At 46.7% G+C, this 26,567-nt stretch carries 27 protein-coding genes; 16 read left to right on the top strand and 11 right to left on the bottom strand.

Annotated elements, in window-relative coordinates:
* Positions 1 to 111 precede the first annotated feature (111 nt).
* Positions 112 to 1,173: an SDR family NAD(P)-dependent oxidoreductase gene (locus C7R93_RS26895; RefSeq protein ID WP_106841670.1), complete on the bottom strand. Its 1,062-nt coding sequence runs from the start codon at positions 1,171 to 1,173 to the stop codon at positions 112 to 114.
* A 459-nt stretch (positions 1,174 to 1,632) separates the two neighbouring features.
* Here C7R93_RS26895 and C7R93_RS26890 point away from each other — a divergent pair, with 459 nt between their 5' ends.
* Positions 1,633 to 3,609 carry a methyl-accepting chemotaxis protein gene (locus C7R93_RS26890; protein WP_106841669.1) on the top strand — a complete coding sequence of 659 codons (1,977 nt, stop codon included), beginning with the start codon at positions 1,633 to 1,635 and terminating at the stop codon, positions 3,607 to 3,609.
* 53 nt (positions 3,610 to 3,662) lie between these two features.
* On the opposite strand, the gene C7R93_RS26885 is transcribed toward C7R93_RS26890, so the two are convergent.
* On the bottom strand, positions 3,663 to 4,244 hold the full coding sequence (locus C7R93_RS26885; RefSeq protein ID WP_106841668.1) for a TetR/AcrR family transcriptional regulator: 582 nt from the start codon (positions 4,242 to 4,244) through the stop codon (positions 3,663 to 3,665).
* Between the two features lie 250 nt (positions 4,245 to 4,494).
* On the opposite strand from C7R93_RS26885, the gene C7R93_RS26880 reads away from it, so the two are divergent.
* From C7R93_RS26880 to C7R93_RS26860, 5 genes are all read left to right on the top strand, one after another.
* A complete protein-coding gene (locus C7R93_RS26880; protein WP_106841667.1) occupies positions 4,495 to 5,733 on the top strand; it encodes an MFS transporter in 1,239 nt (412 codons plus the stop codon).
* 124 nt (positions 5,734 to 5,857) lie between these two features.
* Positions 5,858 to 6,928, top strand: coding sequence for an LLM class flavin-dependent oxidoreductase (locus C7R93_RS26875; RefSeq protein ID WP_106841666.1), 1,071 nt, complete (start codon positions 5,858 to 5,860; stop codon positions 6,926 to 6,928).
* Positions 6,929 to 6,941: 13 nt separating this feature from the next.
* Positions 6,942 to 7,883 (top strand): alpha/beta hydrolase, encoded by a 942-nt coding sequence (locus C7R93_RS26870; RefSeq protein WP_106841665.1) that lies wholly within the window; start codon positions 6,942 to 6,944, stop codon positions 7,881 to 7,883.
* A 322-nt stretch (positions 7,884 to 8,205) separates the two neighbouring features.
* Entirely contained in the window at positions 8,206 to 9,582 is a 1,377-nt protein-coding gene (locus C7R93_RS26865; RefSeq protein ID WP_106841664.1) for an amino acid permease, read from the top strand.
* A 190-nt stretch (positions 9,583 to 9,772) separates the two neighbouring features.
* On the top strand, positions 9,773 to 10,297 hold the full coding sequence (locus C7R93_RS26860) for a DUF420 domain-containing protein (RefSeq protein ID WP_106841663.1): 525 nt from the start codon (positions 9,773 to 9,775) through the stop codon (positions 10,295 to 10,297).
* A gap of 56 nt (positions 10,298 to 10,353) precedes the next feature.
* Here the strand turns inward: C7R93_RS26860 and C7R93_RS26855 are convergent, their stop codons facing one another.
* The 3 genes from C7R93_RS26855 to mphJ all read right to left on the bottom strand — a co-directional run bounded on the left by C7R93_RS26855 (position 10,354) and on the right by mphJ (position 12,365).
* Positions 10,354 to 10,863 (bottom strand): PepSY-associated TM helix domain-containing protein, encoded by a 510-nt coding sequence (locus C7R93_RS26855; RefSeq protein ID WP_106841662.1) that lies wholly within the window; start codon positions 10,861 to 10,863, stop codon positions 10,354 to 10,356.
* 115 nt (positions 10,864 to 10,978) lie between these two features.
* Positions 10,979 to 11,299, bottom strand: a complete 321-nt coding sequence (locus tag C7R93_RS26850) for a hypothetical protein (RefSeq protein WP_244191670.1) — start codon at positions 11,297 to 11,299, stop codon at positions 10,979 to 10,981.
* Positions 11,300 to 11,441: 142 nt separating this feature from the next.
* On the bottom strand, positions 11,442 to 12,365 hold the full coding sequence (mphJ, locus tag C7R93_RS26845; protein WP_106841660.1) for a macrolide 2'-phosphotransferase MphJ: 924 nt from the start codon (positions 12,363 to 12,365) through the stop codon (positions 11,442 to 11,444).
* Between the two features lie 226 nt (positions 12,366 to 12,591).
* Between mphJ and C7R93_RS26840 the strand changes: the two genes are divergently transcribed.
* Positions 12,592 to 13,353 carry an exodeoxyribonuclease III gene (locus C7R93_RS26840; RefSeq protein ID WP_106841693.1) on the top strand — a complete coding sequence of 254 codons (762 nt, stop codon included), beginning with the start codon at positions 12,592 to 12,594 and terminating at the stop codon, positions 13,351 to 13,353.
* Positions 13,354 to 13,560: 207 nt separating this feature from the next.
* On the top strand, positions 13,561 to 14,871 hold the full coding sequence (locus C7R93_RS26835) for a hemolysin family protein (protein WP_244191669.1): 1,311 nt from the start codon (positions 13,561 to 13,563) through the stop codon (positions 14,869 to 14,871).
* 63 nt (positions 14,872 to 14,934) lie between these two features.
* On the opposite strand, the gene C7R93_RS26830 is transcribed toward C7R93_RS26835, so the two are convergent.
* The gene (locus C7R93_RS26830; protein ID WP_106841658.1) at positions 14,935 to 15,486 is read right to left on the bottom strand and encodes a dihydrofolate reductase family protein; all 552 of its coding nucleotides are present in this window, start codon (positions 15,484 to 15,486) and stop codon (positions 14,935 to 14,937) included.
* 87 nt (positions 15,487 to 15,573) lie between these two features.
* Between C7R93_RS26830 and C7R93_RS26825 the strand changes: the two genes are divergently transcribed.
* The gene (locus tag C7R93_RS26825; protein ID WP_106841657.1) at positions 15,574 to 17,178 is read left to right on the top strand and encodes a HEAT repeat domain-containing protein; all 1,605 of its coding nucleotides are present in this window, start codon (positions 15,574 to 15,576) and stop codon (positions 17,176 to 17,178) included.
* A gap of 13 nt (positions 17,179 to 17,191) precedes the next feature.
* On the opposite strand, the gene C7R93_RS26820 is transcribed toward C7R93_RS26825, so the two are convergent.
* Positions 17,192 to 18,205 (bottom strand): alpha/beta fold hydrolase, encoded by a 1,014-nt coding sequence (locus C7R93_RS26820; protein WP_106841656.1) that lies wholly within the window; start codon positions 18,203 to 18,205, stop codon positions 17,192 to 17,194.
* A gap of 92 nt (positions 18,206 to 18,297) precedes the next feature.
* Between C7R93_RS26820 and C7R93_RS26815 the strand changes: the two genes are divergently transcribed.
* The 4 genes from C7R93_RS26815 to C7R93_RS26800 all read left to right on the top strand — a co-directional run bounded on the left by C7R93_RS26815 (position 18,298) and on the right by C7R93_RS26800 (position 20,675).
* On the top strand, positions 18,298 to 19,101 hold the full coding sequence (locus C7R93_RS26815) for a MerR family transcriptional regulator (RefSeq protein WP_167402510.1): 804 nt from the start codon (positions 18,298 to 18,300) through the stop codon (positions 19,099 to 19,101).
* 137 nt (positions 19,102 to 19,238) lie between these two features.
* Complete coding sequence (locus C7R93_RS26810; RefSeq protein WP_106841654.1) at positions 19,239 to 20,018, top strand: cyclase family protein; 780 nt, start codon at positions 19,239 to 19,241, stop codon at positions 20,016 to 20,018.
* Positions 20,019 to 20,028: 10 nt separating this feature from the next.
* The gene (locus C7R93_RS30820; RefSeq protein ID WP_244191668.1) at positions 20,029 to 20,241 is read left to right on the top strand and encodes a hypothetical protein; all 213 of its coding nucleotides are present in this window, start codon (positions 20,029 to 20,031) and stop codon (positions 20,239 to 20,241) included.
* Between the two features lie 191 nt (positions 20,242 to 20,432).
* Complete coding sequence (locus tag C7R93_RS26800; protein WP_106841653.1) at positions 20,433 to 20,675, top strand: hypothetical protein; 243 nt, start codon at positions 20,433 to 20,435, stop codon at positions 20,673 to 20,675.
* Between the two features lies 1 nt (position 20,676).
* Here the strand turns inward: C7R93_RS26800 and C7R93_RS26795 are convergent, their stop codons facing one another.
* The 3 genes from C7R93_RS26795 to C7R93_RS26785 form a co-directional block, all read right to left on the bottom strand.
* On the bottom strand, positions 20,677 to 20,976 hold the full coding sequence (locus C7R93_RS26795; protein ID WP_106841652.1) for an Ada metal-binding domain-containing protein: 300 nt from the start codon (positions 20,974 to 20,976) through the stop codon (positions 20,677 to 20,679).
* 83 nt (positions 20,977 to 21,059) lie between these two features.
* Complete coding sequence (locus C7R93_RS26790; RefSeq protein WP_106841651.1) at positions 21,060 to 22,178, bottom strand: deoxyribonuclease IV; 1,119 nt, start codon at positions 22,176 to 22,178, stop codon at positions 21,060 to 21,062.
* 19 nt (positions 22,179 to 22,197) lie between these two features.
* Positions 22,198 to 23,130 carry a DNA-3-methyladenine glycosylase family protein gene (locus C7R93_RS26785; RefSeq protein ID WP_106841650.1) on the bottom strand — a complete coding sequence of 311 codons (933 nt, stop codon included), beginning with the start codon at positions 23,128 to 23,130 and terminating at the stop codon, positions 22,198 to 22,200.
* A 172-nt stretch (positions 23,131 to 23,302) separates the two neighbouring features.
* On the opposite strand from C7R93_RS26785, the gene C7R93_RS26780 reads away from it, so the two are divergent.
* The 3 genes from C7R93_RS26780 (at position 23,303) to C7R93_RS30815 (ending at position 25,270) form a co-directional block, all read left to right on the top strand.
* Entirely contained in the window at positions 23,303 to 23,869 is a 567-nt protein-coding gene (locus C7R93_RS26780; protein ID WP_106841649.1) for a bifunctional transcriptional activator/DNA repair enzyme AdaA, read from the top strand.
* Positions 23,870 to 23,945: 76 nt separating this feature from the next.
* A complete protein-coding gene (locus C7R93_RS26775) occupies positions 23,946 to 25,052 on the top strand; it encodes a threonine aldolase family protein (protein ID WP_106841648.1) in 1,107 nt (368 codons plus the stop codon).
* A gap of 122 nt (positions 25,053 to 25,174) precedes the next feature.
* Positions 25,175 to 25,270 carry an SMR family transporter gene (locus C7R93_RS30815; RefSeq protein WP_106841647.1) on the top strand — a complete coding sequence of 32 codons (96 nt, stop codon included), beginning with the start codon at positions 25,175 to 25,177 and terminating at the stop codon, positions 25,268 to 25,270.
* A gap of 77 nt (positions 25,271 to 25,347) precedes the next feature.
* On the opposite strand, the gene C7R93_RS26765 is transcribed toward C7R93_RS30815, so the two are convergent.
* Positions 25,348 to 26,436, bottom strand: coding sequence for a helix-turn-helix transcriptional regulator (locus C7R93_RS26765; RefSeq protein WP_106841646.1), 1,089 nt, complete (start codon positions 26,434 to 26,436; stop codon positions 25,348 to 25,350).
* Positions 26,437 to 26,567: the final 131 nt, after the last annotated feature.

Genomic DNA, 26,567 nt, shown 5'->3' with positions numbered 1-26,567 from the left:
TGGATCAACAATTGGGGGGCTGTTTTATTGTGGTAGATCGAGAACCGCACAGAATCGCTGTTACAACGCTTCTCCACGTGTAAAATAAATTATGCTCTTATACTTATAGACCTACGTAAGCACAGTCTGTTTCTGAAACCCACTCATAATCCCAATCAACATCTCTTTATCCATCTGCAATTCGCTTTGACCCACTTTTTGCAGCAGTTTCTTGGTGTTGTCATTCGGGAAAGAGATACTCCGCTTCCAATATGAATGGAACAAGCTCATGGATGCATTAAAGGCTTTCTCTTCTTCGGATAGCAGCTCGTCTGTTTCAAATGGAACAGGAACTAAATTCGGAAAATCCAAGACTTCTTTAATGCAATCGACCACCAATTGTTGGGTAGGTGGAACTGGGTTGGTAGCGTGATAGATTTCCTTATGTTCGCCATGCGTAAGTGCAGCGACCAAGACAGAAGAAACATAGTCAACCGGGACGAGGTTCGAGTTCACGTCGACATCCACCAAGATACGGTACTTTTGATTTTCCCAGCCGTCTGCTCGGGACGCTCTTCTTTTCAGTACGCGAAGACCTTTTAATAAGCCATACAAGCCAAAAGTGGTATCGGCTTCGCCTGTTTTGGAATCGCCGATAATGATGGACGGTCTGACAATGATGATCTCCATTTTGTCGCTGTAGGAGAAGACGACATGTTCTGCCAAGCATTTTGTCTCTTCGTAGTTGTTTACGAAGGAGCGTTCCGGGTTGTACAGCGCTTCTTTTCCTTCTGTTTCGGTTCCGATGGTGTAAGCCGTACTCACATAGATAAAGCGGGGGGAGCTAATGGCTTCTGCAAATTGTAGCGTATTTTTTGTTCCCTCTACATTTACCTCGTACGTCTGTGGTTTCTGAGCAGGATCAAAGGACAGGTATGCGGCAATATGGTACATCGCATCTATTTTCTGACTGAGCTGTCCCCAATCATTTTCAGAGACGCCCAAGCCCTTTTTTGAAACATCACCCAGTAAAATATGTACCTGTTTACGGTGTTTTTCGGCAAAGCTATGCAACAAATCGCTTGCCTTTTTTTCATTTCGAGCAAGTAAGTAAAGGGTATGGCCTTCGTTTAATAGATCTTGGGATAGTTTTTTTCCGAGAAAACCTGTTGCTCCGGTTACAAGGATATTCATATGGTTAACCAGCTCCGTATGTTTGTTAGGTAGGGAGTTGCTGAAGTATCAATAATTCATTATATGATGAAAAACGTAGCTGTGACGAGTGCGGATGAAACGTTATCGTGAACAACTGCGTGGTTTCAAACAACTGTTTAACAGCCACACTGAGAGCTACTCGCTTGGGTTTCCCGGTATTTTCCTCTAAAACCAAACCTCAAAAACCTCCAACGCTACTACTGGGTAGCGGCAGGAGGTTTCACGCTACAACTTGTGCAATCGCAAATGTTTCTTATTTAATGCCGTGAAGTTTCAAAAAGGTATAAATAGGGAAAATAACTTTAGTAGAAATAGTCATTTGAAAAATATAGGCACAGGTATGAGTTTGGCCTGATAGGACCACGTCTCTGACAACCAGTGAGGCGTTATTTGGGCTGCAACTCGTTATTTTACTTCACTAGAGAGGAGTCATCACAGATGATTAAAAAAATGGTTACTAGTTATAAAGCATCGCTAGCCAAGCAGATCCTGTTTTTTCTTGTCTTGCTTATCGTTGTTCCCTCTGTCGTTTTGAGCCTTTCCTTGACACAACTGGCACGCAACCAGTTAGAGAACGAATTGTTGTCTCAAGTGGAATCGGTTACCACGATGATTACACAAGTGCTGAATAATTCGTATGAGGATTATTCCGTCACCATTGATAGCTTTGCGGATGTTCAAGTTCCTCTGGGACAAAATGCGGATGCGTATATCTACGAGCGTATTCGCAACATCGAGAAAGACATCGACAATGTTTTGTCTGCGTTCATGTACTACGACAATCGATATTACAACTCGGCGAAAAAGGAAATTGATCCGACTACCCGTGAATGGTACAAGCAAGCGATACAGCATAAAGGGCAGATCATTGTGACGCCACCTTATATCGACGCGATAAGCGGAAGCTACGTGATTACGTTTGCCAAAACGATCTCGGATGGTGCAGGTGTAGCGGGTATCGACGTTTCCATCGATCACTTAAACGAGCTGGTAAAGACGTACAAGATCGGAGAAAAGGGATATGTCAGCTTGTTCGATCCGAATAACGTGACAATGTCGCACCCGCGATTCCCACAAGGCAAGCCACTTGAAGACGAGCGCTTCCAAGTGATGCGCGATCAAGCGCAGGGTTCTTTCGAAGTGGATGATGAGGAGCTTCGTGAATACTACCACTTCAACAAGCAAAATTCGCTCGGATTGAACGTCGTTTCCGTGATTGATTGGAGTGAAATCGATCAAAAGACGGGGCCGCTGTTGCGGATTTCATTCATGTTCATCGTCCTTTTGCTTGCCCTCATTGGCCTGTTCGTTTGGATTTTTATGAAACGCACAGTGCGACCAGTCCTGCAATTGAAGCAACTGACTGACTCGATCGCGCAGGGGGATTTGACGGTCCGGTCTATTGAGAGTGGAAGAACGGATGAGATTGGGCAGCTGCAATCCAACTTCAATACGATGTCGCAAGCGTTGTCCGATGTCCTGCGTCAAATTACCGATCATTCCGACCAAATCTCTGCTTCCTCCCATCATTTGTCAGCGAATTCGGAGGAGAACGTGCAGACGATTGAACAAGTCGCTACCTCCATGCAAGAAATAGCGTCCATGTCTTCGGATATGAATCGGAGTATAGATACCGTGAAGCAATCGGCGACGCAAGCGCAACAGGAGCTGGACGATGCCATCCGCATCCTGCGTGAGAGCACCGAAATGTCGCAGGTCATTACAGGTCTGGCCAATACCGGAGAGAAGTCCCTCGGAGCGGCGAGACAACAGGTGAATATGATCGTGGAGCATTCCACTCGTTCAAAAGATGAGATGGAGGAGTTAAAAGGGGTTGCTGGAGAAATTAGCGGGGTGACGAATTTTATCCAGGATATCGCCTCTCAGACAAATTTACTTGCGTTGAATGCAGCAATTGAAGCGGCACGTGCCGGGCAAGAAGGCCGCGGGTTCGCTGTCGTTGCTGATGAGGTACGCAAGCTGGCTGATCAGACAGGTTCTGCTGCTGAAAAGATCGACAGTCTGATCGGCGAGGTTCAGAATCGCGTCCTTCACATGGTGAAACGCACGGAGGAGGGCGTGGAATCTGCTACAACGGGAAGCGATTTGACACAATCGGTTGAGCAGCGTTTCACGGAGATGTATGAGGCGATTAACCACATTGACGCGCACCTCGCGCAAGTAGCTCGTGTCAGCGAACGGTTGATGCAGTCAAATACAGCGATGCTTGTAGCGTTTGGTGAATCGAGTGCCATGAGCCAGGCGACTGCACAAGAGGTCGACCAAGTGGCAGCAGCCAGTGAAGAACAAAATGCTTCGATGGAGGAAGTAGCGGCTTCGGCAGCGCATCTTGCCAACATTGCTGAAGAGTTGCAGTCATTGGTGCTGCGCTTTAAATTGGAGCGTACACAGTAGTTTTAGTGATGGGTAAAGAAGACCAACAGACGTTGGTCTTTTTTCATTCCAGTTCACCTGAGCAAAGTAAGCATAACTTCAATCGAATTATCAACAAATGATCGTGTTGGACGTGATTTCATGATTACGGTCAGACCAATTAACGATACGATAAGCGCCTGTGCGATAGCTTTCGCGTCTATACTCGAATCGAGTTCGCCTGATTGGATACCTCTCTCGATCGTTTCTTGAAAAATGACAGAGAGGTACATTTGGTGTTCCCTTGTCAGAATTTCAAATTTCTCATCATGAGGGGCTAGCTCAACCATGGTATTAATGCAAAAGCATCCTCGGCTGAGACTTTCCGTATATTCCTCATCGATCACCTCGTTAAAAAAATGGCGAAATGCCTCTTTAACAGATGGATTGTTTTGAAGCTTCGTTCGTACCTCGGAAGCACGAGACATCGTGTATCTGCGTAGTGCGGCTTCGAACAATTCTTTTTTGTCTCCAAAGGTTGAGTAAATACTTGGACGTTGGATACCCATTCTGGTAGTTAAATCACTCAATGAGGTAGCTTCATACCCCTTCTCCCAAAAGAGCTGCATAGCTGCCTCTAGTACTTTTTCTTCGTCAAATTCGCGTGTTCTTGCCATAAAGAGTTCCTCTCATTACTCATGTATTCGAATCTACGTAACTGCTAATAGTTTTTTTGTACTGAACGGTATTTTATATTTTATTGTTTTTCATTTGTCTTGTCAATTTTGGGCTGGTTTATTCATACAAGAAAAGAATGTTGTTGACAGAAAAAGAAAAGGTGGGATATATTTACTGGGCATCATAACGTACCGATCGGTATTTTATTTTGCTCCAGACGTAAACGGAATGGAGGTAAGGTGAAGACAGATGGAGGAGGTTATCGAAAAAGTAGCGGCTAAAGCCGATAGGAAGGCGGATTCAGTGCAAGGCTCTCCCATGCCTCGCTATGTAACACTATTGTTTGCGGTTGCTTGCGGGATGTCAGTTGCGAATATCTACTTCGCGCAACCGCTACTTGATCATTTGTCGGATGAGTTCGGAATTGACTATTCCATCATTGGGATTCTCATTACCCTTACTCAAATCTTTTATGCAGCAGGACTGTTGTTGCTTGTGCCGCTTGGTGATTTATTGAACCAACGGCGATTGATTATCGGTCAGATGTTTTTATCTGTGATAGCTCTGGTTATCGTAGGGACTGCCTCCACCAGTACGGTATTATTCGCGGGGATAGCTGCGGTGGGCTTGCTTGCGGTTGTGACGCAGACGATCGTTGCATTCGCGGCGACCATGGCTGCTCCTGCTGAGCGAGGGCGAGTGGTGGGAGTAGTAACAAGTGGAATCGTCATTGGCATACTTCTAGCACGCACTATTGCAGGGATATTAACAGATCTTGCGGGTTGGCGTTCCGTATATCTGGTCTCTGCTGCATTCCTCTTTTTGCTGGTTTGTGTACTATTTCGGGTATTGCCAAATATGGAGCGTGAGGTAAAGGCACTATCCTATCTCCAGTTGCTTCGGTCGGTGCTGATGTTGTTCGCACAAGAACGGCTATTACGTATTCGCTCTGTTCTGGCTATGCTGATTTTTGCTGCTTTTAGCATTTTGTGGACGCCATTAGTACTGCCTTTGAGTGCGCCGCCATTATATCTGTCGCACACGGTAATCGGGGCATTTGGTCTCGTAGGAGTTGCCGGAGCTTTGGCTGCAGCAAGGGCAGGGAAGCTTGCAGACCGAGGCTATGGACAGAGAACGACGGGCTTCGCCTTGAGTCTATTGCTACTATCGTGGCTGCTAATCAGCTATATAGAACAGTCGTTATTTGCCTTGGCTATAGGTATAGTTTTGCTTGATTTAGCCGTACAGGCGGTGCATGTTACGAATCAAAGTATGATCTTCACCTTGGGTGCAGAGGCGCGGAGTCGGCTCACGGCAGGGTATATGGTTTTCTATTCCATCGGCTCTTCTGTTGGCTCCATTGCTTCGACCTATACATATGCGCATTTTGGGTGGGAGGGAGTAAGCTTGCTCGGAGCCTCTGTCAGTGCATTGGCTCTGGTGTATTGGGCTGTGACCAGACGCGTTTCGGCAATTACAAGAAAATAGAGCTGCTGAGTATCTAGCTTGAGTAGGGCTGTGCTAATAGTTCTAAATAAAGATATATGACATTGAACTATTCTGCTTTCAGAGCTGTTGACTGATACAAGTTTTACAAAAGGAGAGATGATCTGTGGAGATAGGTATTACTTCGTTTGTGGAAACGACGCCGGATGTTCAGACAGGTGAAGTGATGAGCCACGCACAGCGATTGCGTGAAGTTGTCGAGGAAATCGTCCTCGCTGATCAGGTTGGGCTTGATGTATTTGGCATCGGTGAACATCATCGCAAGGATTATGCAGCTTCTTCTCCAGCAATGGTGCTGTCTGCGGCTGCGCCTCTGACAAAAAGGATTCGGCTGACCAGTGCAGTGACGGTGCTTTCTTCGGCTGATCCAGTGCGTGTTTTTCAGGATTTTGCCACACTCGATGGTATTTCAAATGGACGGGCAGAGATTATGGCGGGACGGGGTTCCTTTATCGAATCTTTTCCGTTGTTCGGCTATGACTTGAATGACTATGATGAGCTGTTTGATGAACATTTGGAACTACTCCTGAAAATACAGGCGTCTGAAAAAGTAACCTGGAGGGGCGGTCATCGGCCAGCTATTCAGAATTTGGGCGTGTATCCACGACCCGTTCAGAATCCTTTACCCATATGGATTGGCAGCGGAGGCAATCAGGAGTCTGTTGTTCGTACAGGTTTGCTGGGATTGCCACTGATGCTGGCGATCATTGGTGGAAGTCCGCGGCAGTTTGCACCACTTGTGCAGCTTTACAAGAAGGTGGCCTTGCACGCTGGTCATGACGTATCGCGATTAACGGTTGGGTCACATTCACTTGGATTTGTTGCAGAAGATACGGAACGGGCGGCAGACACATTCTTTCCTTCTACCCAAGCAGGAATGAATAAAATCGGAAGAGAGCGGGGCTGGGCGCATTATAACCGTGCTAGCTTCGATGCCGCACGCAGCTTTGAAGGGGCACTGTATGTGGGTGATCCGGAGACGGTGGCCCAAAAGATCATCCACCTTCGCAAAAATGTAGGCATGACACGCTTTATGATGTATGTGCCGATATCCACGATGCCGCATGATCAGGTTATGAGAGCCATTGAACTGCTAGGAACAGAGGTAGCGCCTCGGGTGCGAGCGGAAATAACCAAGTGGGAAGCAGAGACGCAGCAAGAATCAACATTCGCTTAATGGAGGGATTCACATGGATTTTAATAGTCGAGTACTGCCAGAATTAAGACAAACATTAGCGCAATTCCCAGGTTTTCAACTGGAAGAAGATTTGGAGTCGAGTAGGGCCATGTTGAAAAATCCGCCTATTGAGAAGTCAGAGCATGTGCGCACAACAAGTCGAATGATTCAAGGCGCAGCAGGAGAGATGCTAGCGAAAATATACGAGCCCGTCCAGCGAACAGGCAGTAAGCTTCCGGCTATGCTGTGGATTCACGGGGGAGGCTATGTGCTGGGGCACCCTGATATGGATGACGCTCTATGCGAACGCTTCGTGCAAGCGGCTCATTGTGTCGTCGTATCGGTTGATTATCGACTGGCTCCCGAGCACCCCTATCCAGCAGCCATCCATGACTGTTACGCCGGTTTAACGTGGATGACAGACGAAGCCGAGTCACTAGGCATCGATCTGGATCGGGTTGCGATTGCCGGTGCTAGCGGGGGAGGGGGGCTGACCGCAGCACTTGCTTTAATGGCTCGCGACAAAGGTGGACCAGCCCTTATCTTCCAAATGCCGCTGTATCCAATGCTCGACAACCGTAATCGTACGGCGTCGAGCCATGAAATCCAGGCTGAAAATGCAACATGGAACCGGACAAACAATTTGACTGCATGGAGCATGTACCTAGGCGAAGGTACCGACGACAGTCAGGTATCTGCATATGCGGCGCCATCGAGAGCCGAAAGCTTGGCGGGACTGCCGCCGACTTATACGTGCGTAGGTCAGCTCGATTTGTTCCGAGATGAGACGATCGAATATGTGACGCGCCTTGCACAAGCGGGCGTAGACGTAGAGTTTCATCTGTATCCCGGCTGCTACCACTGCTTTGAAGTGTTTGTCCCCGAAGCGGAAGTGAGTCAGCGCGCCAGCCAAAGCTATGTGGATGCGATGGCGAGAGCGCTTAATCCTAAATAATAGATGAGGCAAAAAGCACGACAACCGATCGAGAGAGATCTCGGCGATTGTTGTGCTTTTGCTACATGTAACCCAGTGGGAAGAAAATGTTTTTTCAGTAATATATATTTGGTTATATTTTTCTTGAATATATTGATTTACAAACTGTTTATAGAGTGAATATAATAATTAACGTTATTGAAATTTATTTTACAAATAAACAAACAATTCGGAAGTGAAGCACAACGTGAGAAAAAGGAATAATCTTACTAACGATTAGGAATGCTTTCTATGATAGCTTTCCTAAAATACCGCCAACAGCAGAGAGGAAGAGGGAGCTTACGTGGAAAGCAAGGAATTGAAGAGGGGTCTGGAAGCGCGTCATATACAGATGATTGCTTTGGGCGGTACGATTGGTGTTGGGCTATTTATGGGGTCGGCCAGCACGATCAAATGGACAGGACCATCCGTCATGCTAGCTTATGCAATTGTAGGAATCTTTATTTTTTTCATCATGCGTGCAATGGGTGAAATGCTGTATATGGAACCGAGTACGGGTTCATTCGCGACCTTTGGGCATAAGTATATCCATCCGTTAGCAGGTTATATGACGGCTTGGAGTAACTGGTTCCAGTGGGTTATTGTCGGGATGGCAGAGATCATCGCCGTCGGGCAGTATATGCAGTATTGGTTCCCGGATTTACCGCCTTGGATTCCAGGCATTATTGCCATGGTGATTCTCGGTGCAGCCAACTTGGTCTCGGTAAAATCATTTGGTGAATTTGAGTTTTGGTTCGCCATGATCAAGATTGTAACGATCGTTTTGATGATTATTGCAGGGTTTGGATTGATTTTCTTTGGTATTGGAAATGGTGGAAACGCAATCGGATTATCGAATCTGTGGGCGAATGGCGGATTCTTTACGGGCGGTTGGACAGGCTTTTTCTTTGCTCTTTCCTTGGTGATTGGGGCGTATCAAGGTGTCGAGCTCATCGGGATTACAGCAGGGGAAGCAAAAGACCCGAAAAAAACATTAACGAGTGCGATCCAAAGCATCATTTGGCGCATTTTGATTTTCTATATTGGTGCGATCTTTGTTATTGTAACCGTTTACCCTTGGGATCAATTGCAGGCAATCGGCAGTCCGTTCGTTGCTACTTTTGCGAAAATTGGTATTACCGCAGCTGCAGGTATCATTAACTTTGTCGTGATTACTGCTGCTATGTCTGGCTGTAATAGCGGGATTTATAGTGCAGGGCGTATGCTGTATACCTTAGGCGTAAATGGCCAAGCCCCGAAAGTTTTTACGAAGCTGTCTTCGAATGGTGTGCCGTTGTTAGGTACGATTGGTGTTCTGATCGGTCTGGGCATTGGGGTTATCTTAAGCTATATCGCCCCAGAAAATCTCTTCGTGTATGTGTACAGTGCGAGTGTGCTGCCTGGTATGGTACCGTGGTTTGTCATTTTGATCAGTCAAATCAGATTCCGAAAAGCAAAGGGTGCTGAAATGGACAAGCATCCATTCAAAATGCCTTTTGCCCCAGTGAGCAACTATTTGACCATTGCTTTCCTCATCATGGTACTCATTGGTATGTGGATCAATGATGAGACACGCGTCTCCCTGATTGCCGGGATTGTCTTCTTGGCAATTGTAGTCATCAGCTTCTTTGCACTAGGAGTTAACAAGGCAGTTCCACTGGACGAGCAATCAAACAAGTAATAACGAAAGGGACCAACATTTGTTGGTCTCTTTTTTGTTCATCAATTCGCCTTTGTACGGCATACATACTTCGTTTATCATTAGGAGGACTGGACTGGCTAACCGCATTTAACAGCCAATGTCCGGGCTAGTCAATGGGTAGACTAAAGCGGGACACGCATTCATGATCTGAGAAAAAAGGAGCATAAGAATGAAACAACGCAACTATACGCCGATTATCGTTATCCTCACCATAGCGATTAACACGCTCATCGCCATCTTGTACTTCATGCCGAAGAACAATGATTTCAGCCATCTCGACCTTACGTTTCTGCCGTTTTTTAATGCGGTCATGAACAGTTTTACCTTTGTATTTCTGATTGCCGCACTTGTTTCCATCGTGAAGTTCAAAAACATGAAGATGCATCGAGGATATATTTTTGCAGCCTTCTCCACAACAGCTCTCTTCTTGGTTTCCTATGTGATTTACCACGGAATGGCACCTAGCACTTCCTACGGAGGAGAGGGAATTCTGCGGCCGATCTATTACTTCATCCTGATTACGCATATCCTGTTGTCGGCGCTTATCGTTCCATTTGCGCTGATTACGACTGCACGTGGACTCAACATGAAAGTGGAAAAACATAAAAAAATCGCCCGCTGGACGATGCCGATGTGGTTGTATGTCAGTGCGACGGGTGTCATTGTTTACATCATGATTTCTCCGTACTATTAATCAAAAAAAGAGCATTAGCTGCTATAGCTAACGCTCTTTTTTTATGGCCGAAGCCTTTATATTTTCGTTTCACGTTTCTTAAACCAGCGTTTGGGCAGGAAGTAAATGAGCCCGGAGATGACAAGAAAAGCAGTTAAGATAGAGATAATTTCTAACACAGTCACATAGTTAAGGTCTTCCCATTCACCCACATGCAATCCGTAGAAGAAATCTAAAATGGGATCTTGTTTCAAGGCTGTGATATGCCCTTCGGAAGAAACGGTCAGCCGCAGAATAGGTTCTCTGCTGACGTAAACCTTGAAAGAGTCACCTGATTTTGCAATCGATCTGATTTCACCCCAAGAATACTCACCAGTTTCTACTAACTTTTCCCCCACGTAGGCAATGGTTAGCTCTTCTGGTTTTGCAGGTACCTCGATCATGGTGGTTTTCAAGTCTGTGGCTTTTTCCTGATACCAAGGAACATTTAACAGGAGAAAACCAGTAATGGCCCACATCAGTAAGAAAACACTAACAATGAGTCCGATGTAGCGGTGGAAGTTACGGTTCCACTTCTTAAATAGCATGCAGGATACCCCTCTCGATGACGTTCTTGATGATTATATAAACTTTGTTGATAAAAGGAGATGGCTCACATGAGCTATTATCCTTGAACAATTCGTGAACCAGAACGTAGTGCACTTACCAATCCCATTGGCTTTGTTTGATTCCAAGATTTTGGGCGAGTATGGAAGCAATCGGTTGTTTGACGGGTGCGAGTGAATTAGCCGTGCAGCTGGATTCTGGCTGATAATTCAATTCCTGCGCTTTTTGTATATCAGCTTCGGCTAGATTGTTTGTTTTGTTTGCTTGCTCATAACAGGGGGGTGAGATGTAAGTCTTGTTCGTATGCTCCAGGATCAAGCGTGTATCGGGAGCAGGGCCCACCTCCATAGGAATGGAAAGCACGCCTGCTACTACGACCACAGCAAAAATGCCAAGAAGAGGTCCTCGCTTCATCATATTCACTCCATCTATTTTTATAAGTTTAGTCCAAATTAGCCGATTTATTGTAACACCTTATTTCCAAGACAGTAATGGCTCAATATAGCTATTTACGTAGAGAAACCACCGCCTCCAATCTGGGACGGTGGTTGGTTATTCATTAAGAGATCTCTTTACCGTTTTCGTCGACACCCAGAGCTTGTCGTGCCATGATCTTGAACTCTTCCAGGCCTGATTTCAATGCGAAGATGGCGAGAATGACGGGATACGCTGATGTCATCTCTGCGATATGCTCATGCATACGCGGCCATACACGACCTCCTGCTTTCTCATACCGATTGATGAAATCAGCCAAGCCCGTATCTCCGAACAGCATGTAAAAGACCGTGAAATCAATAGAAGGGTCAGCGACCTCTGCCTCCGTCCAATCCAGGAGCCCCGTTACCTTGCCGTTTTCAGCAACCAGGATATGCCCCGGATGAAGGTCACCATGCACGAGAGCGGAGTGAGCAGGCCAGAATGTGTCATCCGCAAGCCATTTTTGCCAACGATCCCATAGCATTTGAGAAACTCCAAAGACGCGTTTGACTTCATTCATCTTTTCTCGAAGGCTTTCGCGTACTTCGCTAGGCTGCTTGACTCGGATACCAGCATCTCGAGCAAGATCATCATGAATACCGTGTAATTCCACCAATGCTTCCGCCCACGTTTGTATGCACAGTTCAGGGAGAGATTCAGGATTCAGATACCAATCATAATTCTTTGTTTCCATATTGATTGTCGCCATCGGTGTGCCAGCGAGGATCGGATAAGCGATGAATTCAGACGTATGAACCTGCCAATGCGGCACTTCTACACTCAACTGACTGGATACGAGATCTAACACCTTTTTCTCGTAACGAGCAGTTTCGATGACATCGTCTCTTCGCGGTTGGCGCAATACCCATGGGACGCCATCTATTGTACTTGCAAAAATCGCAAGGAAATCCAAGCCGGATTCATTAACCTTCACGGTAGTTGGGTCTACAAGGATTCCGTTATTTTTCGCGATGGAAAGGATTTGCTCTACATTATTTTTTGACATAACAAAAACACCTCATTTATGAATAGTTAGAATCAATCAAACACAAATAAACTCATCCCATTCCGTGTTTTGAAAATGGCTGAGCCTACATAGGGTCTTGTCGATTTTAACGAAGTCTCATGAATGCGATGCCCGTTGCAATGTCCATCGTCGTAGCCTCCTATAATTGAAAACAAAGATAGTGTACCATAGAATCTAACGAATGGCGACGAGGAGATTAGCGATGATGAAATTGATTTCTTGGAATGTAAATGGACTTCGCGCATGTGTGAACAAAGGCTTCTACGAGTACTTCAAGGAAGTGAACGCCGATATATTTTGCATGCAGGAAACGAAGCTGCAAGAAGGGCAGATCGAGATGGAGATCGGTGAGGAGTACCATCAATATTGGAACTACGCAGAGAAAAAGGGCTATTCCGGAACGGTCATTTTTACAAAAAAGAAACCGCTCTCTGTTCGTTACGGCTTGGAAGAAAACCATGAGCCTGAGGGCCGCGTGATTACTTTGGAGTTTCAGGATTTTTACTTGGTCACGGTCTACACCCCGAATGCGAAGCGTGATTTGTCGAGATTGGATTATCGGCTGGAATGGGAGGATCGGTTTCGGAATTACTTGTTGGAGCTAGATGCGAAGAAGCCCGTGGTGGTTTGTGGGGATCTGAATGTAGCCCATCAAGAGATTGATTTAAAGAATGCGAAGTCCAATCGCAATAATTCTGGCTTTACTCCTGAAGAGCGTGAGAAGATGACGCGGTTGCTTGCAGCCGGGTTTGTGGATACCTATCGATATTTTTATCCGGATCAGACCGATGCTTATACGTGGTGGTCTTTTATGCCGAAAGTAAGAGAGCGGAATATCGGGTGGCGGATTGATTATTTTCTCGCTTCGGAAAGACTGGCTTCGTCGTTGGTGCGTGCGGGAATTGACTCACAGGTGATGGGAAGCGATCATTGTCCGGTCATGTTGGAGTTGGGCACTATCGAATAAAGAGTGGGAGGCAGGGAAGGATATGAGTGAGTATGCCATGCCTGTAGTCAGCAACTGTAAGGGTGAGTGACCTGAAATAGCAAAACTGCCTATAATCAAACAATTAAGACGAAATGGGATATAAGCGAACTTTGATATGAGGGGGAGGCGTTTCGTACAATGACCATGGAAGACTTCTAATGAAGAGGGGATAGGATATTGCTAACCATGAATTTGTTACTAATTGCTTTTCTGATTTTTGCTACGGCTTTTTTTGTGGCAACTGAATTCGCAATTGTAAAGCTTCGCCCCAGCCGCGTGGACCAATTGGTCATGGAAGGGAGAAAGAATGCTCTTGCTGTTCAGAAAGTAGTTAGTAACTTGGATGGATATTTGTCAGCGTGTCAATTAGGGATTACGTTGACGGCTATTGGCTTGGGGGTATTGGGGAAACCGACGATTGAAAGTATCATTAGTCCAATTCTTACGCCTTATTTACCCGAACAAGTCGTTTCAGTTCTGTCGTTTGTGATTGCTTACTTACTCGTTACGTTTCTCCATGTGGTTGTCGGGGAACTGGCACCAAAAACAGTGGCGATCCAAAAGGCAGAAGCGGTTAGCTTACTATGTGCGAAACCAATTATCTGGTTCTATAAATTGATGTACCCGGCGATCTGGGTATTGAATGGCTCTGCTGCTCTGCTCGTGCGTTCATTCGGTATGAAACCGACCAAGGAGCATGAAGAAAGTCACTCAGAAGAAGAGCTGCGAATCATTCTGACGGAAAGCTATGAGAGCGGCAAAATTAATCAGTCTGAGTATGGATACGTTAGCAATATCTTTGCCTTTGATGAGATGCTGGCTCGCGAGATTATGGTCCCACGGACAGATATGAGCTGCTTGCACAAGGAACATACCCTCGAGCAAAATCTGCGAATCATGAAGGAAGAGCAATATACCCGTTTCCCGGTTATTTCGCAAAACAAGGATCATATTATCGGAATGATTAACACAAAAGAGTTCTTTCTGAATTATGCCGATGATCCAAATCTGGATATGTCCAAGCTCATCCGGCCGTTTTTAACGGTTTCGGAGGCTACACCTGTAAAAGATCTATTGAAAAAAATGCAGAAACAAAGAACGCATATCGCCATCCTGATTGACGAATATGGCGGAACCTCTGGAATGGTTACGATCGAAGATATTCTGGAGGAGATTGTAGGTGAGATCCGTGATGAGTTCGACGAGGAGGAAAAAGCAGAAATCGAAATCGTGGAAGAGAACAGCCATGTGATTGTAGACGGAAAGGTACTTCTCTCCGAGGTCAACGATTTGCTGAACGCCAATATTAATGAAGAAGAGCTCGATACGATCGGCGGTTGGCTATACAGTCAAAATCCGACGCTCAAGGAAGGTATCGAGTGGCAATACAATGATCTCGTCTTTACGATCAGAAAGAAAGACAAGCATCGCATACGGAAAATTGAAATTCAGAAAGCATTGGAAGTTCCAGCTCGTGAATTGCAGGACGTAACGTGATCAAAAGATGGGGGGAGCATACAAAAACGGGGCCGAGCGATACGGTCCCGTTTGTTTTTGTTATTACGTATAAACGATATCGTAAGTAGATTTTATGACTCCATTCGCATACTGCTTCATATCCACTAAATCTAGCTTGAGACGTGGCTTGGCACTGCCAAATAGAAGAGTACCTTCCCCGACCATCACCGGATTTACCTTCAGTACTAATTGATCAATCATTTTATTTGCCAACAACGCGCCTGCCAATTCGCCGCCCCCACACAACCACAGCTTGCCGCTTTCTTGCTGTTTGAGATTCTTGATAAATTCAATGGCATCGCCTTTGACCAGCTCGACCTCGGCGTTGGACTCAAACTGCATGGAGTTAGAGAAAATATAATGCTTGATTCCCTTATAGCCTGGTTCACCTGGCTTGGCACCGAATTTAAATCCAAACTCGTATGTTTTCGCGCCCATCAATACGGCGTCATACTGCTGAATTTCAGATAGAAAGTCCGGTACATGGTCTCCTTCAAATAAAAAGAGCGTGCTCTCGATGTCTCCATCCATCATCGCTTGATCGGCAATGAAATTGTCTAACGATACGGCGACATGATAAATTAATGAGGCCATTTGGAAATCCCTCCTTTTTTCTCTATTCCATTTTATGTGAAAGGGTCGAGGGCTTGCACGCATTTTCATTTGAAGAGGAGGATCGACATGAAACAAATGACGCCGGAAGAACAAAGGCTTTTTGAGGAATTATATAGATCGGACGATAGAAAAGTAGAAATTCTCCACTCCTTGGCCAGGATGGGGGGCATGATCACTCTGACTTTTCTCTTACCATTTGCTTTGGAGAAAAGAGAAGAGATACGAAAGGCAGCTCTTGCGGCTATCCATCAAATAATGTCACGCCTGCGTAAACAAGATGTAATTAGCTTGGATCAATACATACGGAGATTGACTCCTTATTCAAATAGAAACCAGTTGGCTGCATGGCATGAATTGTTGCCGGAGGATATCCGGGCTTTTCCAATACACGATGAGTCAGACCTTAGCTTCATCGGAATTTGCAGCTTCCATCGAAACGGCTATGTAAGAGAAGCGGCGATTGAAGCGTTGTTAAAACAGATTACGGGTGCGGAGATCCCTTTTTTACTGATCCGTTTGAATGATTGGCAGCCCAAGATTCGTTATCTGGCGTTTAAGGCATGTAAGCTGAGATTCCGTCCGAATTATGTAAAATACTTTCTCGATTCTATTTTCTTGTTGAAGCATTTGTCCGCATACTATAACCGTGAAAAGTTCACCGATTTCCTAGAGGAGATCGAGGCCATGTTTCGTCATCCAGATAATCGGGACGTGTTACGAAGCGGATTCCGCTCAAAAGACCCGGTTGTTCGGCGATTTTGCTTTGATTTGGCAATCAACCTTCCTGATATCGATCCAGATGAGGTCATTGTGGAGGCTTTGATTCAGAAAGATGCCTTGATCAGGCTCCAGACGGTTAAGCATATGTGCAAACAGGACGAAAATAATCGCTTGCGAAGATGGCTCGATCGAATTCGCTGTGACGTTTTTCCTCCGATTCGCCAACTGGCCCTACAAGCTTATGTGGATCACCTTCCTGAGGAAGCGACCGATGCGTTGCTTGCTGCTCTGCTGGATGGGCATAAATCCATCCGAGAAATGGCTCGATTTTATTTGAAAGAAAAGAAAATCGACTTTGCTGCCTATTATCGGGAAAAATTGGTTGGTGCCGAGGAGCAGGTGATACCCATAGCGATAGTGGGAGTAGGCGAAACGGGTGTTAAAGCAGATGATCAATTGATTGTTCCGTTTTTGCGCCATGAAAATGAGCGAATACAAAGAGCAGCCGTGAAGGCACTCGCTATGCTGAATCCAGAAGACCACATCGAAGTTTTTATCCGGGCTCTACAAACCAATAAGCGAAGCGCATCTCGTGAAACAAGACAAATACTAGCGGATAGGGTAGAGCTTCATCATGCAGACATGCTCTGGGAGATGATTGAAAAAGATGTGGGCCTTCATGTGAAGAAAAACATTCTCTTCTTATTCTCGAGGATTAACAAGGCAGACAGTATTTCATTATTATTACGAGCATGCGTTGTGCAGGAAAAAGAAATACGCGATGAGGCCATTCTGTATGTCGAGCATTGGCTGCAAGGATATAATAGAAGGTTCTATTTGCGCTTAAAGGATGAGCAACGTGAAAAAATTAGCCATACTCTTGGTGAGGTTCGAGAGTTTCTGTCGGAGGATATTGCTGACTCCGTCGAGGCGCTCCTGGCGAAAAGATAAAGAAGGGGCACCTTTATAGGTGTCCCTCTTCTTCGTATTTTCGGTTAGTCCCCAACAATTCTTTTAAGGTGCAATCAATAAACGCGGTATCGACAGGGTTAAGTCCAAACCCAGCCAAGTGTCCCCAGATTGATTCAATCGGATTAAAGGTAGCGTGAGGGATGTGCTTCGTCTCATATTCACTGTCTTCTGGCGTGAAATACAAATCAGTCCGTACGGGCATCACAACCGTTCGTGCTTGGATGCTTCGCAACGCCGTCTCAAAGTCTCCGTTGTACCTATCGTTTTTGCTAATGTCGGCATGCTGCCACGTCCACATCATCACCAGCAAATCGTTGGCATCCGAAGGAAGAAAGCTCTCCTCCCAAAATCCTGAGATAAATTCGGAAAGTGTCTCATAGCCCAAAGCCTTATAGCATGCCTCGCGGTAAAATGGCTGTGAAAACCCCCAGCTCGCATAAACGCGCCCCAAGGTACGCAAGCCAATCTCGGGAGATGCCGTATACGCCTGTAATGCTGCTCGGATTCCTTCGATGAGGACGATGTTATGTGGCCATGTTTTTGCGGTTCCGGCAAAAGGAGCCAATCGCTCAACCATATCCGGGTAGATCGCCGCCCAATGAAAAGCCTGGATGGCCCCCATCGACCAGCCGGTTGCCAGCGCAATTTTGTGGATGCCAAACCTCTCCGTAATGAGTCGATGCTGAAGGGCGACATTATCGTAGATCGTCACGTGTGGAAAATGGGCCTGATCATACGGGCTTGCTGTATTGCTCGGGGAAGACGATAGGCCGTTGCCGAGCATATTGGGAATGATGATAAAATATTCTTTCGGATTCAAAGCCTTATCTTCTCCGATGAGCCATTCGTTTTGGTAATGCTGGTCTCCAAACGATGTAGGAAATATAATGACGTTATCCTTGGCTGCGTTGAGCGTGCCATACGTTTTGTAAGCAATAAATGCGTTTGGGAGTGTCACTCCTGACTGCAAGCGAACCTCTCCCAAGTGAAAAGTGTCGTAATCCATCTCGCATTGCCCCTTTGTAAGCATGATTTTTTTCAACTATAAACGTTCCCGTACAGGGGAAAGTCAAGGTAATGACAGATTGGGGTTTTTCTATGTTTAAGATCAGTGAATTTTCCCGATTGAGCAGAGTATCCTTAAAGACGCTTCGTTTTTATGATCAGATTGGCATTTTGAAGCCAGCGGATATAGACAAAGAGACTGGCTATCGGTTTTATGCAGCAGAGCAATTGGTTACACTCAATCGAATCCTTATGTACAAGGACTTAGGATTTACGTTGCAACAAATCCAGCAATTGCTACAAGAAGAAATGTCCATGGAACAGCGGCAAGGCATATTGAGGCAAAAAGAAAGAGAAATAGAGCTGCTACTTGAAGAGGAGCAAGCACGATTGAATCGAATCAAGGAGCGTCTCCTATGGATCGAGCAGAAGGGGTACGTAGAACAAGAGGTCGTCTTTAAACGAGTCGAACCACAAAAAGTGGTCTCGTTCCGTTCGGAAGGTACGGTGGAAGAGATTCCGATGCTTTTCGATCGGCTGGCTCATTATGCAGGCAAGCAGCAGAAAAGCATGCTTTCCCCCATCGTTTTGTGGAAGGAGTCGGAAAGAGACGAGGCGGCATTCGAATTGGAGATCGGCTATGTGCTCAAACAGGACATTCCCTTGCCATCTGACATGCTGGAAGTACGTATGCTGCCAGAGGAGCCGATGATGGCCACCCTGGTCCAACGAGTCGAGCCATTCGTTCCTTCTACGGCCTGCATTGACTTGGCAAAATGGATCGAGCGCAATCAATACCGGATTAAAAAAGATCAGCCAGGCAGAGAAACCTATCTGCAATCCCCAGATGGGGGCGATACGTATGTAGAAGTACAAATTCCAATTGAATCACCATAAAGAAGGCCAGTACCTGTATTGACGACGAGGTACTGGCCTTTTTGCCATGTTCATTTGACGCTGGTGGAAGGCAGATAGTACAGTTAGGTTGATCGAAAATACAGAAAATTACAAAGGGGAAAGAAGGGAAGCCTGCTATGAATAGAAAAGCACGTCGGTTCATTGATCTGAGTGTGCCTCTTGATCGTCTGGCAAAAGAACCGTTTCCACCTGAGATTCAATACAATAGTCATGAAGAAGGGGCTGTTCAAGCTGCCCAGTATTTCGGATTGCAACCAACGGATTTTCCTGAACAGAAGGCGTGGGCGAGTGAAACGGTGACACTCACGACACATACAGGGACACATGTAGATGCACCTTGGCATTACTGGCCTACTTCCGAGGGAGAGCCAGCGAGAACGATTGATCAGTTACCGTTGGAGTGGTTCTACGGAGATGGTGTCCTGCTAGATTTTAGTGAGAAACCGTCTGGTTATGAAATCACGGTGAACGATATGAAACAGAAGCTCGAACAAATCCAATACACACTAAAACCGTTTGATATTGTCCTGATCAGGACGGATGCGGATAAAAGATACTATGAAGAGCACTATTTCCTATCACATGCAGGGGTATCGGCGGAAGCAACTCATTGGCTGATTGATCAAGGAATTAAGGTCATGGGAACCGATGGGTGGGGATGGGATATCCCGTTTTCCGTTCAAGCTGCTGATTATAAACAAAATCCGCGCGATGGTGTTTTATGGGCGGCGCACTATGTGGGAAAAGAGAAAGAGTACTGCCAAATTGAAAAGCTGGCGAACTTGGAGCAATTGCCGAGGCCCTACGGGTTTACCGTTTCTGTGTTTCCTGTGAAAGTGAAAGGAGCAAGCGCGGGATGGGCGCGTCCTGTTGCGATTTTTGAGGAAGAGGAGTAGTTGTATACATATGAATAAGAGAACGAAGTCACTGTTCCTTGTAATCATCTTCGGCTTCTGTCTCATCATGCTCGCAAATACTTTACGGATTTGGTATCCTGCATTACCATTCGAATCCAAGTCCAAAAGAGAGGTGACGGAGCTTTTGGACGAATACACGGGATCGATAGTCAAATTGACGACGGAGAATAACATCGATTGGTACGGGGCGCAATCCGATTAAGGTTCAGAAGTAGATGCAGTAAAGCGGGCAGTGTCGGAAAAAGGCTGGACCTTTATCCAACAAGAAGGGGCCGGATACTTTTTTGAACGGGGGAAAGAGAAGATGATCATCACATCACAAATGTGGACAGGCAACTATGTACTATTTCGAATCCCCGCAGGTGTTCTATAGAGAGACCAGGAGGCTGGCAAATGAGCCGGATTGATAAAAGAAATCGTTTAGACGAAAATCCCTTTCACTATCGGATCGCAAAAGATCAGACAGTATTCATTGACTATCAAGGGAAACTGGTAAAAACGTTAAAGGGGAAGGAAGCGGAAAGATTTCTGGATAAATTAAAAGCAGCCGAAGATGACAAGACTGTACAATTACACCTGGCGAAAATCACAGGGAATTTTAAGCGAGGAAATGAACGTAATGGCAGGGCGCATTGATCTACGCCCGCATCGCTTTCCACAACAAATATTTCTCTCGTAAACAAACAGCACAAGGCCGATACCCCGCAGCAATAGCGGTTGCTTCATCCGCAAAAAATACGCGATGGCGGACATAACCGCCTCGCGTAATGGCTCTGATGGCAGAGGGACAATCCAGTCGGCCATATATTCTACCTGGTCGGTACCCTCCTAATGTACCCGGAGTATCACTTTGATAAAAGGAGCGATCAGCTCCGAGCAGGGTGTATGTTTTGGCAGAGTCAGCATCTTGAGGTGCTGGCTTTTTAGGCGTAGGCATATGGCTCCCCCTCTATTGGTGCGTGTGTCGGGTTCACTCCAACAGGAGGAAGCCACAGTCAGCCTACATCAAGTGCTTTTACATTAGGAGAATTTCGGAATCGCGAAGTAGGCAGACAAACGGTGGTTGATCTGCTCTTCAGATAGCTCTGGGAACAATCTCGCTTCCTTCACCATATCGTACAGTCGCTCCATCGGCTCGCGGCCATCGGCTTTCTTTGCCTTCGCGTCGTTTTTGAGCAACTCCCAAATCCCAATTACATACTCACGTCTAGCGATATCTTGTTTGCGGAAAAAGAAATCGAGGCGCTCCACATGGTCCATGAATTCGTTACCAAAGCGCTTGTCCACTTCACCGCGCAGGAGGGCGATTTCTGCTTCGTACATCGGACGCTCGTTGCCTTTTTCCTTACTGATCCAAGGTGTCTCCAGTACAAGCGGCAGGTGGCGGATTTTCTCGTGGTTCACGATGTAATTCATCGCATCAAAGCCGATGAGTCCCGCACCGATTGGCGCGTGGCGGTCTTTGCCTGCCCCGCGGAAGTTTTTGCTGTCATTCAAGTGAACCACGGCGAGACGGTCCAAGCCGATTGTCCGGTCAAACTGTTCCAAGACGCCGTCGAAGTCGTTGACGATATCATAGCCAGCGTCATGAATGTGGCAAGTATCCATGCAGACGGTTAGCTTGCTGTTGTCTTCTACTTTCTCAATGATCGCCGCAATTTCCTCAAAGCTGCGGCCGATTTCCGTTCCTTTGCCGGCCATGGTCTCCAGTGCGATTTTCACGTCTGTGTCTTTGATGCCTGTCAGAACTTCATTCAAGCCTTCTGCGATCCGGGCGATACCGTACTCTGCGTCCTTGTCCGTGTATGCGCCAGGGTGCAGCACGATATTTTTGACGCCGATGTAGTCGGTCCGGCGAATCTCTTCTTGCAGAAAGCGGACAGCGAGCTCGAAGGTATCGTCCTTGTAAGAACCCAAGTTAATAATGTATGGGGCATGTACAACAATTTCATCCACGCCCTGCTTGGCCATTACTTCTTTGCCTTCCGTAATGTACTGGTCTTCAATCGGCTTGCGGCGGGTGTTTTGCGGCGCACCCGTGTAGATCATAAATGTACTTGAGCCGTAGGTGGCTGCTTCTTCGGCGGCATTCAGCAGCCCTTTACCGGAGAATGATACGTGCGAACCTATTTTTAGCATAGGATAGAACCTCCTTTGATTAATAAAGAAAACGCCATAAATAAAAAGTAGCGTACGACTCCCAATTCGTCCAAGACTTGGACAGCTCTCGTATTTCTGCTTTTGTCGGTTTTTTTTCTTTGCCTAGTAAAAATTTGATCGCATTGTGCAGGCCGACATCGTCAATGGGAAAAGCAGAGGGCATTCGCAGACAGCGCATGAGCACATAGTTGGCCGTCCACGGTCCAATCCCGCGAATACTGGTCAATCGTTTCTCCGCGGTTAGATAATCTCCTCCGTCCCATAATAGCTCTTTCGATAGTTTCCCTTCAACGATGAGTTGTGCGACGTCAATCAAATACTCGCATTTCTTGGTCGTCATGCGCAATCCATCCAGATCAGCCACGGATAATCCAGCGATCAAATCAGGTGTTGGGAAAAGCCAATATGTCTCGCCTTTGAACTCTACTCGTCTTCCGAATGTCTCTACCAACCGCCGTTTAAGTGTATACGCATAGGTCAGGTTAATTTGTTGTCCAATGATTCCCCAACTGAGCGCTTCAAACAGGTCGGGAATGCCCATGGTCCGCAGCCCGTAAAACTTTTCAACGGCCTGCTTTAGGAGAGCGTCCCCTGCGGCAAGCTCATAAAACGGAACCAGGTCTCGATCGAGATCGAACCAATCTCGGACATAGCGTGCTACCTCCATCCGGACTTTTTCAGTGGGAAGCGAAGGGCTGAGAAAGCGCACAGTCAATCCTTGATCGTTATCTGCGTGAATTTCGACCATTTGTGGATCTTGCTCCATCGGGATGGCTTTGTAAAGGCGACCGTTTTGAATGTGAAACATGCATTCGTTGGATGCTCTGGACAAGTATTGAAGATTTTGCGAGAAACTGAATTCCGTAGGTACGGACAAGATCATTTCTTCTCTATTATCGACCCAAGCCGAGTGTGATAGACCGCTTGTCATGCGAAAACCTCCTGTCTGACTTCCTCCTAGTTTTATAACAAGAAAAGCTAACCTGTCATTTCGTTATCTTGCTATTTTAATCTTCTAGCAGTACGGATCACGTAGCGTGGGGGTATACTGTCGGTAGGAGCATGCGACTCGATAACGGCTATGGCAAAGGAGATGTTAGGTCTTGGAGGAACGGGTAACCGATGAGCGATGGCAGGCCATTATTCATAACGATGCGACTTACGATGATCAATTCTTTTATGCGGTAAAGACGACGAAGATTTTTTGTAGACCGTCGTGCAAGTCGAAGCCGCCGAAGAGGGAGAACGTGCGGGTTTTTCAACATGCAAGCCAAGCCATGCGGGAAGAATTTCGCCCATGTAAACGCTGCAAGCCTACGGGAGAGAGGCTGCCTGATCGTGAATGGGTGGCACAAATTACACAATACATTGATTCTCATTATAACGAAAAGCTGACGTTGGAGCATTTGGCGGATATGTGCCATGGCAGTCCGTTTCATTTGCAGCGAACGTTTAAACGACTCATGGATATGACGCCTGTGGAGTACATTCAGAAAAAGCGGATAGAAAGGGCGCGAGAGCTGCTGGCTCATTCGAACAACCAGATCGCAGACGTTGCACAATTGGTAGGAATGCCGAATACGCCATATTTCATCACGTTGTTTAAAAAAATGACGGGTAAGACGCCGAGTGAATATCGCCAATTATACGTCAAACAACAAACGACATAAGCTGCTCGTGAAATGTGATATCTTTAGAGGTAAGAAGCGCGGTTGAAGATGAGAATGATAAAGGAGCCCTGCCAAGATGAGCGATAAGAAAACCTTGAAGGAAGTATTTAAAAAGACCACTTATCAAATCGCTGGGCACAGCAAGAGAGACCTCCATCAATTGCAGCAGGTCCTGTCCAGGGTGGATGGGAATGTGGAGGGTGATATGTACGGAACCGGCGAGCTCATCGAGAGTTTTCAGCATAAGATGGCCGAATATTTGGGCAAAGAGTCTGCCGTGTTTTTTCCCAGCGGTACGATGGCCCAACAAATCGCGGTACGCATCTGGTGCGATGAGAAGGGAATCAAAAAGGTCGCTTATCATCCACTCTGCCACTTGGAGATTCACGAGGAAGATGGGCTCAAGGAGCTCCATCAGATCGAGTCTGTCTTGCTGGCGGATAAAGACAGAGTGATTGAACTGGATGATGTTCTCGGCATGGACGACGATATCGCGTGCCTGTTGCTGGAATTGCCGCAGCGTGAGATTGGCGGACAGCTGCCCACGTATGAGGATTTGGAGGCAATCTCCCGTTATTGTCGGGAAAAAGGAATTCGGCTGCATCTGGATGGTGCCCGGCTCTTGGAAATTCTGCCGTTCTACCAGAAGTCAGCCGATGAGGTATGCGCCTTGTTCGATAGCGTGTACGTTTCCTTTTACAAAGGGATAGGCGGAATTGCCGGAGCGATCCTGGCTGGGGATGAAGACTTCACGAAGCAATCGAAGGTATGGAAAAGACGCCATGGCGGGGACCTGATTAGTTTGTACCCGTATATTGTCACGGCAGAGTACCATTTTGAGCAGAGAAAACATAAATTCAGTCAATATTATGAGGATGCAAAAGAGCTGGCGGGATTCTACAACCGATGCCATGGGATATCCACGAGACCGGCCGTGCCTGTATCCAACATGTTTCATGTGCACGCAGATTTGCCAAAAGAAGAGCTCGAACGTATCATGGTCTCACTTAGTGAAGAGACAGGAATTGGCTTCACGCGTTATGTGAAACAGGAAGACGAAACTGCTAGCTCGTATGAGGTAAGTGTAGGGGATCGGTATGCGATGATCCCGAAGGAAGAGCTAGCGTTGGCTTTCGAGAGGCTGAATCAAAAAATAGTGGAGCAGAGATCAAAAGCTGACTAAATGAATCGATTTCGGGGCGGGGGCAGTCTTGGTGCTTACGGATTCAAACTGAACTGCCGCGAAGGATTTACAAAATGGAAGCCAGCGGTTGCCTGTTTGATTTTCGCAAGTAGTACCTTTTTTTGCTGTCGACTGCTTTACAGTCGCTCCTAGTCGGAACAGCTTATGCTGTATGGACGGGAATTGGCTCAGCAGGAAGCGGAGTATTGTTGGTTTGAAGTTTATCGCGTAATGACATCAAAAGCCCCTTTCTAGCAGCACGTAGCTGTAAGAAGGGGGCTTTTGGCTGGGCATTTTACTGGTTAGCCTGTACGCCAAATCGGGTAAACAATTGCCAGATCAGCTCTCGTCTGCTGGACACTCCGGTTTTTACGAAGATGGATTTCAAATGATCCTGAACCGTATAAGCGGAGATGTGCAGTGTGCGTGCGAGCTCCTTCGTGGACGCCCCGCGGACAATCTGGTCGAGTATTTGCTTCTCCCGTACAGACAGTCCGTATGCTTCGGCGATGAGCGGTAGCATGTCAGCGGGTTTTGCGGGGCCGAACAAAACAGCCAAGTGAACCGTGCTGCTTTGGCTGTTCATGGGGCTTGCCTGAATCGTCATGTAAGGGCCATCTGGCATGCGAATGCAGACTTTTGCCATGGATGTCGTGTGACCCGATTCTGCCAGCTGGGAGAGTGCCCGCGAACAAACCGCTCGCACTGGTCGAGGCAAGGTACCGCGATCAATCGACTCCCATTGGCGCAGCAGGGACAGCCATTTTTCCGCTGTGGGATTGGCAGCGAGCAAGGTGAACTGATCCGACAGCATCAATATTCCCATCTCTTCTTCCATCCAGGTATTCTCCTCAGCGGGTAAGGACAGACTCGTCTTTCGCAGCTGATAAGCAATCAGCGGAGCCAAAGCCAACATACATTCACGCTCTTGCTCAGAAAAAAGGGGACGCCCCTGCGAACGAAACAGCGTCAAAAAGCCCCAGCATGCCCCGTCGTACTTGAGGGCAGCACGCATTTCATCATGGAAACCGGCGGGGAGCAGGACATTGCGATAGCGGTCACTGCGTTCGAGCTGGCCCTCGGTCGCTTGGCTCAGCGTAGCGACAGGCTCAGTCGCTTTGCACAAATGATCATATCGGTTGAAGTCCTCACGCAAGTATTCATGCTCAAAAATGCCTTGATGAATCGCTTCCACTCCGTCTTCCGTGATGGCTCCGGTGGACAAAAGTGTTTGCGGATCAACGGCGGTACAGCAGGCCCCGTCAAAAGGGACGAACTCCCGCAATAGCTGCAAGAGCGCTGTCCGATAGTCTTGTGAAGAGTGGGAAAAGCGCTCGGCTAAGGTCATCAATTTTCGCTTGCTAGCTTCCCAATTTGTACTCATCAGCATTCTCCTGTGTGTCTAGTAGCAACGGGAAATCCCAGCTTTGTGGGATGGTGCTCTTCTTGTACTTCTCTATAATTGAGAATAATTCTTAGTCTAAATTTACAAGATACGCGAGGAGTTGGAAAGAC

The sequence above is a fragment of the Brevibacillus fortis genome (assembly GCF_003013395.1).
Classification (GTDB): domain Bacteria; phylum Bacillota; class Bacilli; order Brevibacillales; family Brevibacillaceae; genus Brevibacillus; species Brevibacillus fortis.
The sequence above is the reverse complement of the archived record's forward strand: the minus strand, read 5'-3'. Positions and strand labels throughout refer to the sequence as shown.

Bases quoted from the DNA above. Each gene is read 5' to 3' on its own strand.
- C7R93_RS26785 (WP_106841650.1), bottom strand. From the start codon at position 23,130: ATGACAAGCGGTCTATCACACTCGGCTTGGGTCGATAATAGAGAAGAA.
- C7R93_RS26795 (WP_106841652.1), bottom strand. From the start codon at position 20,976: ATGCCTACGCCTAAAAAGCCAGCACCTCAAGATGCTGACTCTGCCAAA.
- C7R93_RS26810 (WP_106841654.1), top strand. From the start codon at position 19,239: ATGAATAGAAAAGCACGTCGGTTCATTGATCTGAGTGTGCCTCTTGAT.
- C7R93_RS26885 (WP_106841668.1), bottom strand. From the start codon at position 4,244: ATGGCAAGAACACGCGAATTTGACGAAGAAAAAGTACTAGAGGCAGCT.
- C7R93_RS26895 (WP_106841670.1), bottom strand. From the start codon at position 1,173: ATGAATATCCTTGTAACCGGAGCAACAGGTTTTCTCGGAAAAAAACTA.
- C7R93_RS26880 (WP_106841667.1), top strand. From the start codon at position 4,495: ATGGAGGAGGTTATCGAAAAAGTAGCGGCTAAAGCCGATAGGAAGGCG.
- C7R93_RS26790 (WP_106841651.1), bottom strand. From the start codon at position 22,178: ATGCTAAAAATAGGTTCGCACGTATCATTCTCCGGTAAAGGGCTGCTG.
- C7R93_RS26830 (WP_106841658.1), bottom strand. From the start codon at position 15,486: ATGGCCTCATTAATTTATCATGTCGCCGTATCGTTAGACAATTTCATT.
- C7R93_RS26765 (WP_106841646.1), bottom strand. From the start codon at position 26,436: ATGAGTACAAATTGGGAAGCTAGCAAGCGAAAATTGATGACCTTAGCC.
- C7R93_RS26815 (WP_167402510.1), top strand. From the start codon at position 18,298: ATGTTTAAGATCAGTGAATTTTCCCGATTGAGCAGAGTATCCTTAAAG.
- C7R93_RS26850 (WP_244191670.1), bottom strand. From the start codon at position 11,299: ATGATGAAGCGAGGACCTCTTCTTGGCATTTTTGCTGTGGTCGTAGTA.
- C7R93_RS30820 (WP_244191668.1), top strand. From the start codon at position 20,029: ATGAATAAGAGAACGAAGTCACTGTTCCTTGTAATCATCTTCGGCTTC.
- C7R93_RS26860 (WP_106841663.1), top strand. From the start codon at position 9,773: ATGAAACAACGCAACTATACGCCGATTATCGTTATCCTCACCATAGCG.
- C7R93_RS26870 (WP_106841665.1), top strand. From the start codon at position 6,942: ATGGATTTTAATAGTCGAGTACTGCCAGAATTAAGACAAACATTAGCG.
- C7R93_RS26825 (WP_106841657.1), top strand. From the start codon at position 15,574: ATGAAACAAATGACGCCGGAAGAACAAAGGCTTTTTGAGGAATTATAT.
- C7R93_RS26890 (WP_106841669.1), top strand. From the start codon at position 1,633: ATGATTAAAAAAATGGTTACTAGTTATAAAGCATCGCTAGCCAAGCAG.
- C7R93_RS26775 (WP_106841648.1), top strand. From the start codon at position 23,946: ATGAGCGATAAGAAAACCTTGAAGGAAGTATTTAAAAAGACCACTTAT.
- mphJ (WP_106841660.1), bottom strand. From the start codon at position 12,365: ATGTCAAAAAATAATGTAGAGCAAATCCTTTCCATCGCGAAAAATAAC.
- C7R93_RS26840 (WP_106841693.1), top strand. From the start codon at position 12,592: ATGAAATTGATTTCTTGGAATGTAAATGGACTTCGCGCATGTGTGAAC.
- C7R93_RS26855 (WP_106841662.1), bottom strand. From the start codon at position 10,863: ATGCTATTTAAGAAGTGGAACCGTAACTTCCACCGCTACATCGGACTC.
- C7R93_RS26820 (WP_106841656.1), bottom strand. From the start codon at position 18,205: ATGGATTACGACACTTTTCACTTGGGAGAGGTTCGCTTGCAGTCAGGA.
- C7R93_RS26800 (WP_106841653.1), top strand. From the start codon at position 20,433: ATGAGCCGGATTGATAAAAGAAATCGTTTAGACGAAAATCCCTTTCAC.
- C7R93_RS26835 (WP_244191669.1), top strand. From the start codon at position 13,561: ATGAATTTGTTACTAATTGCTTTTCTGATTTTTGCTACGGCTTTTTTT.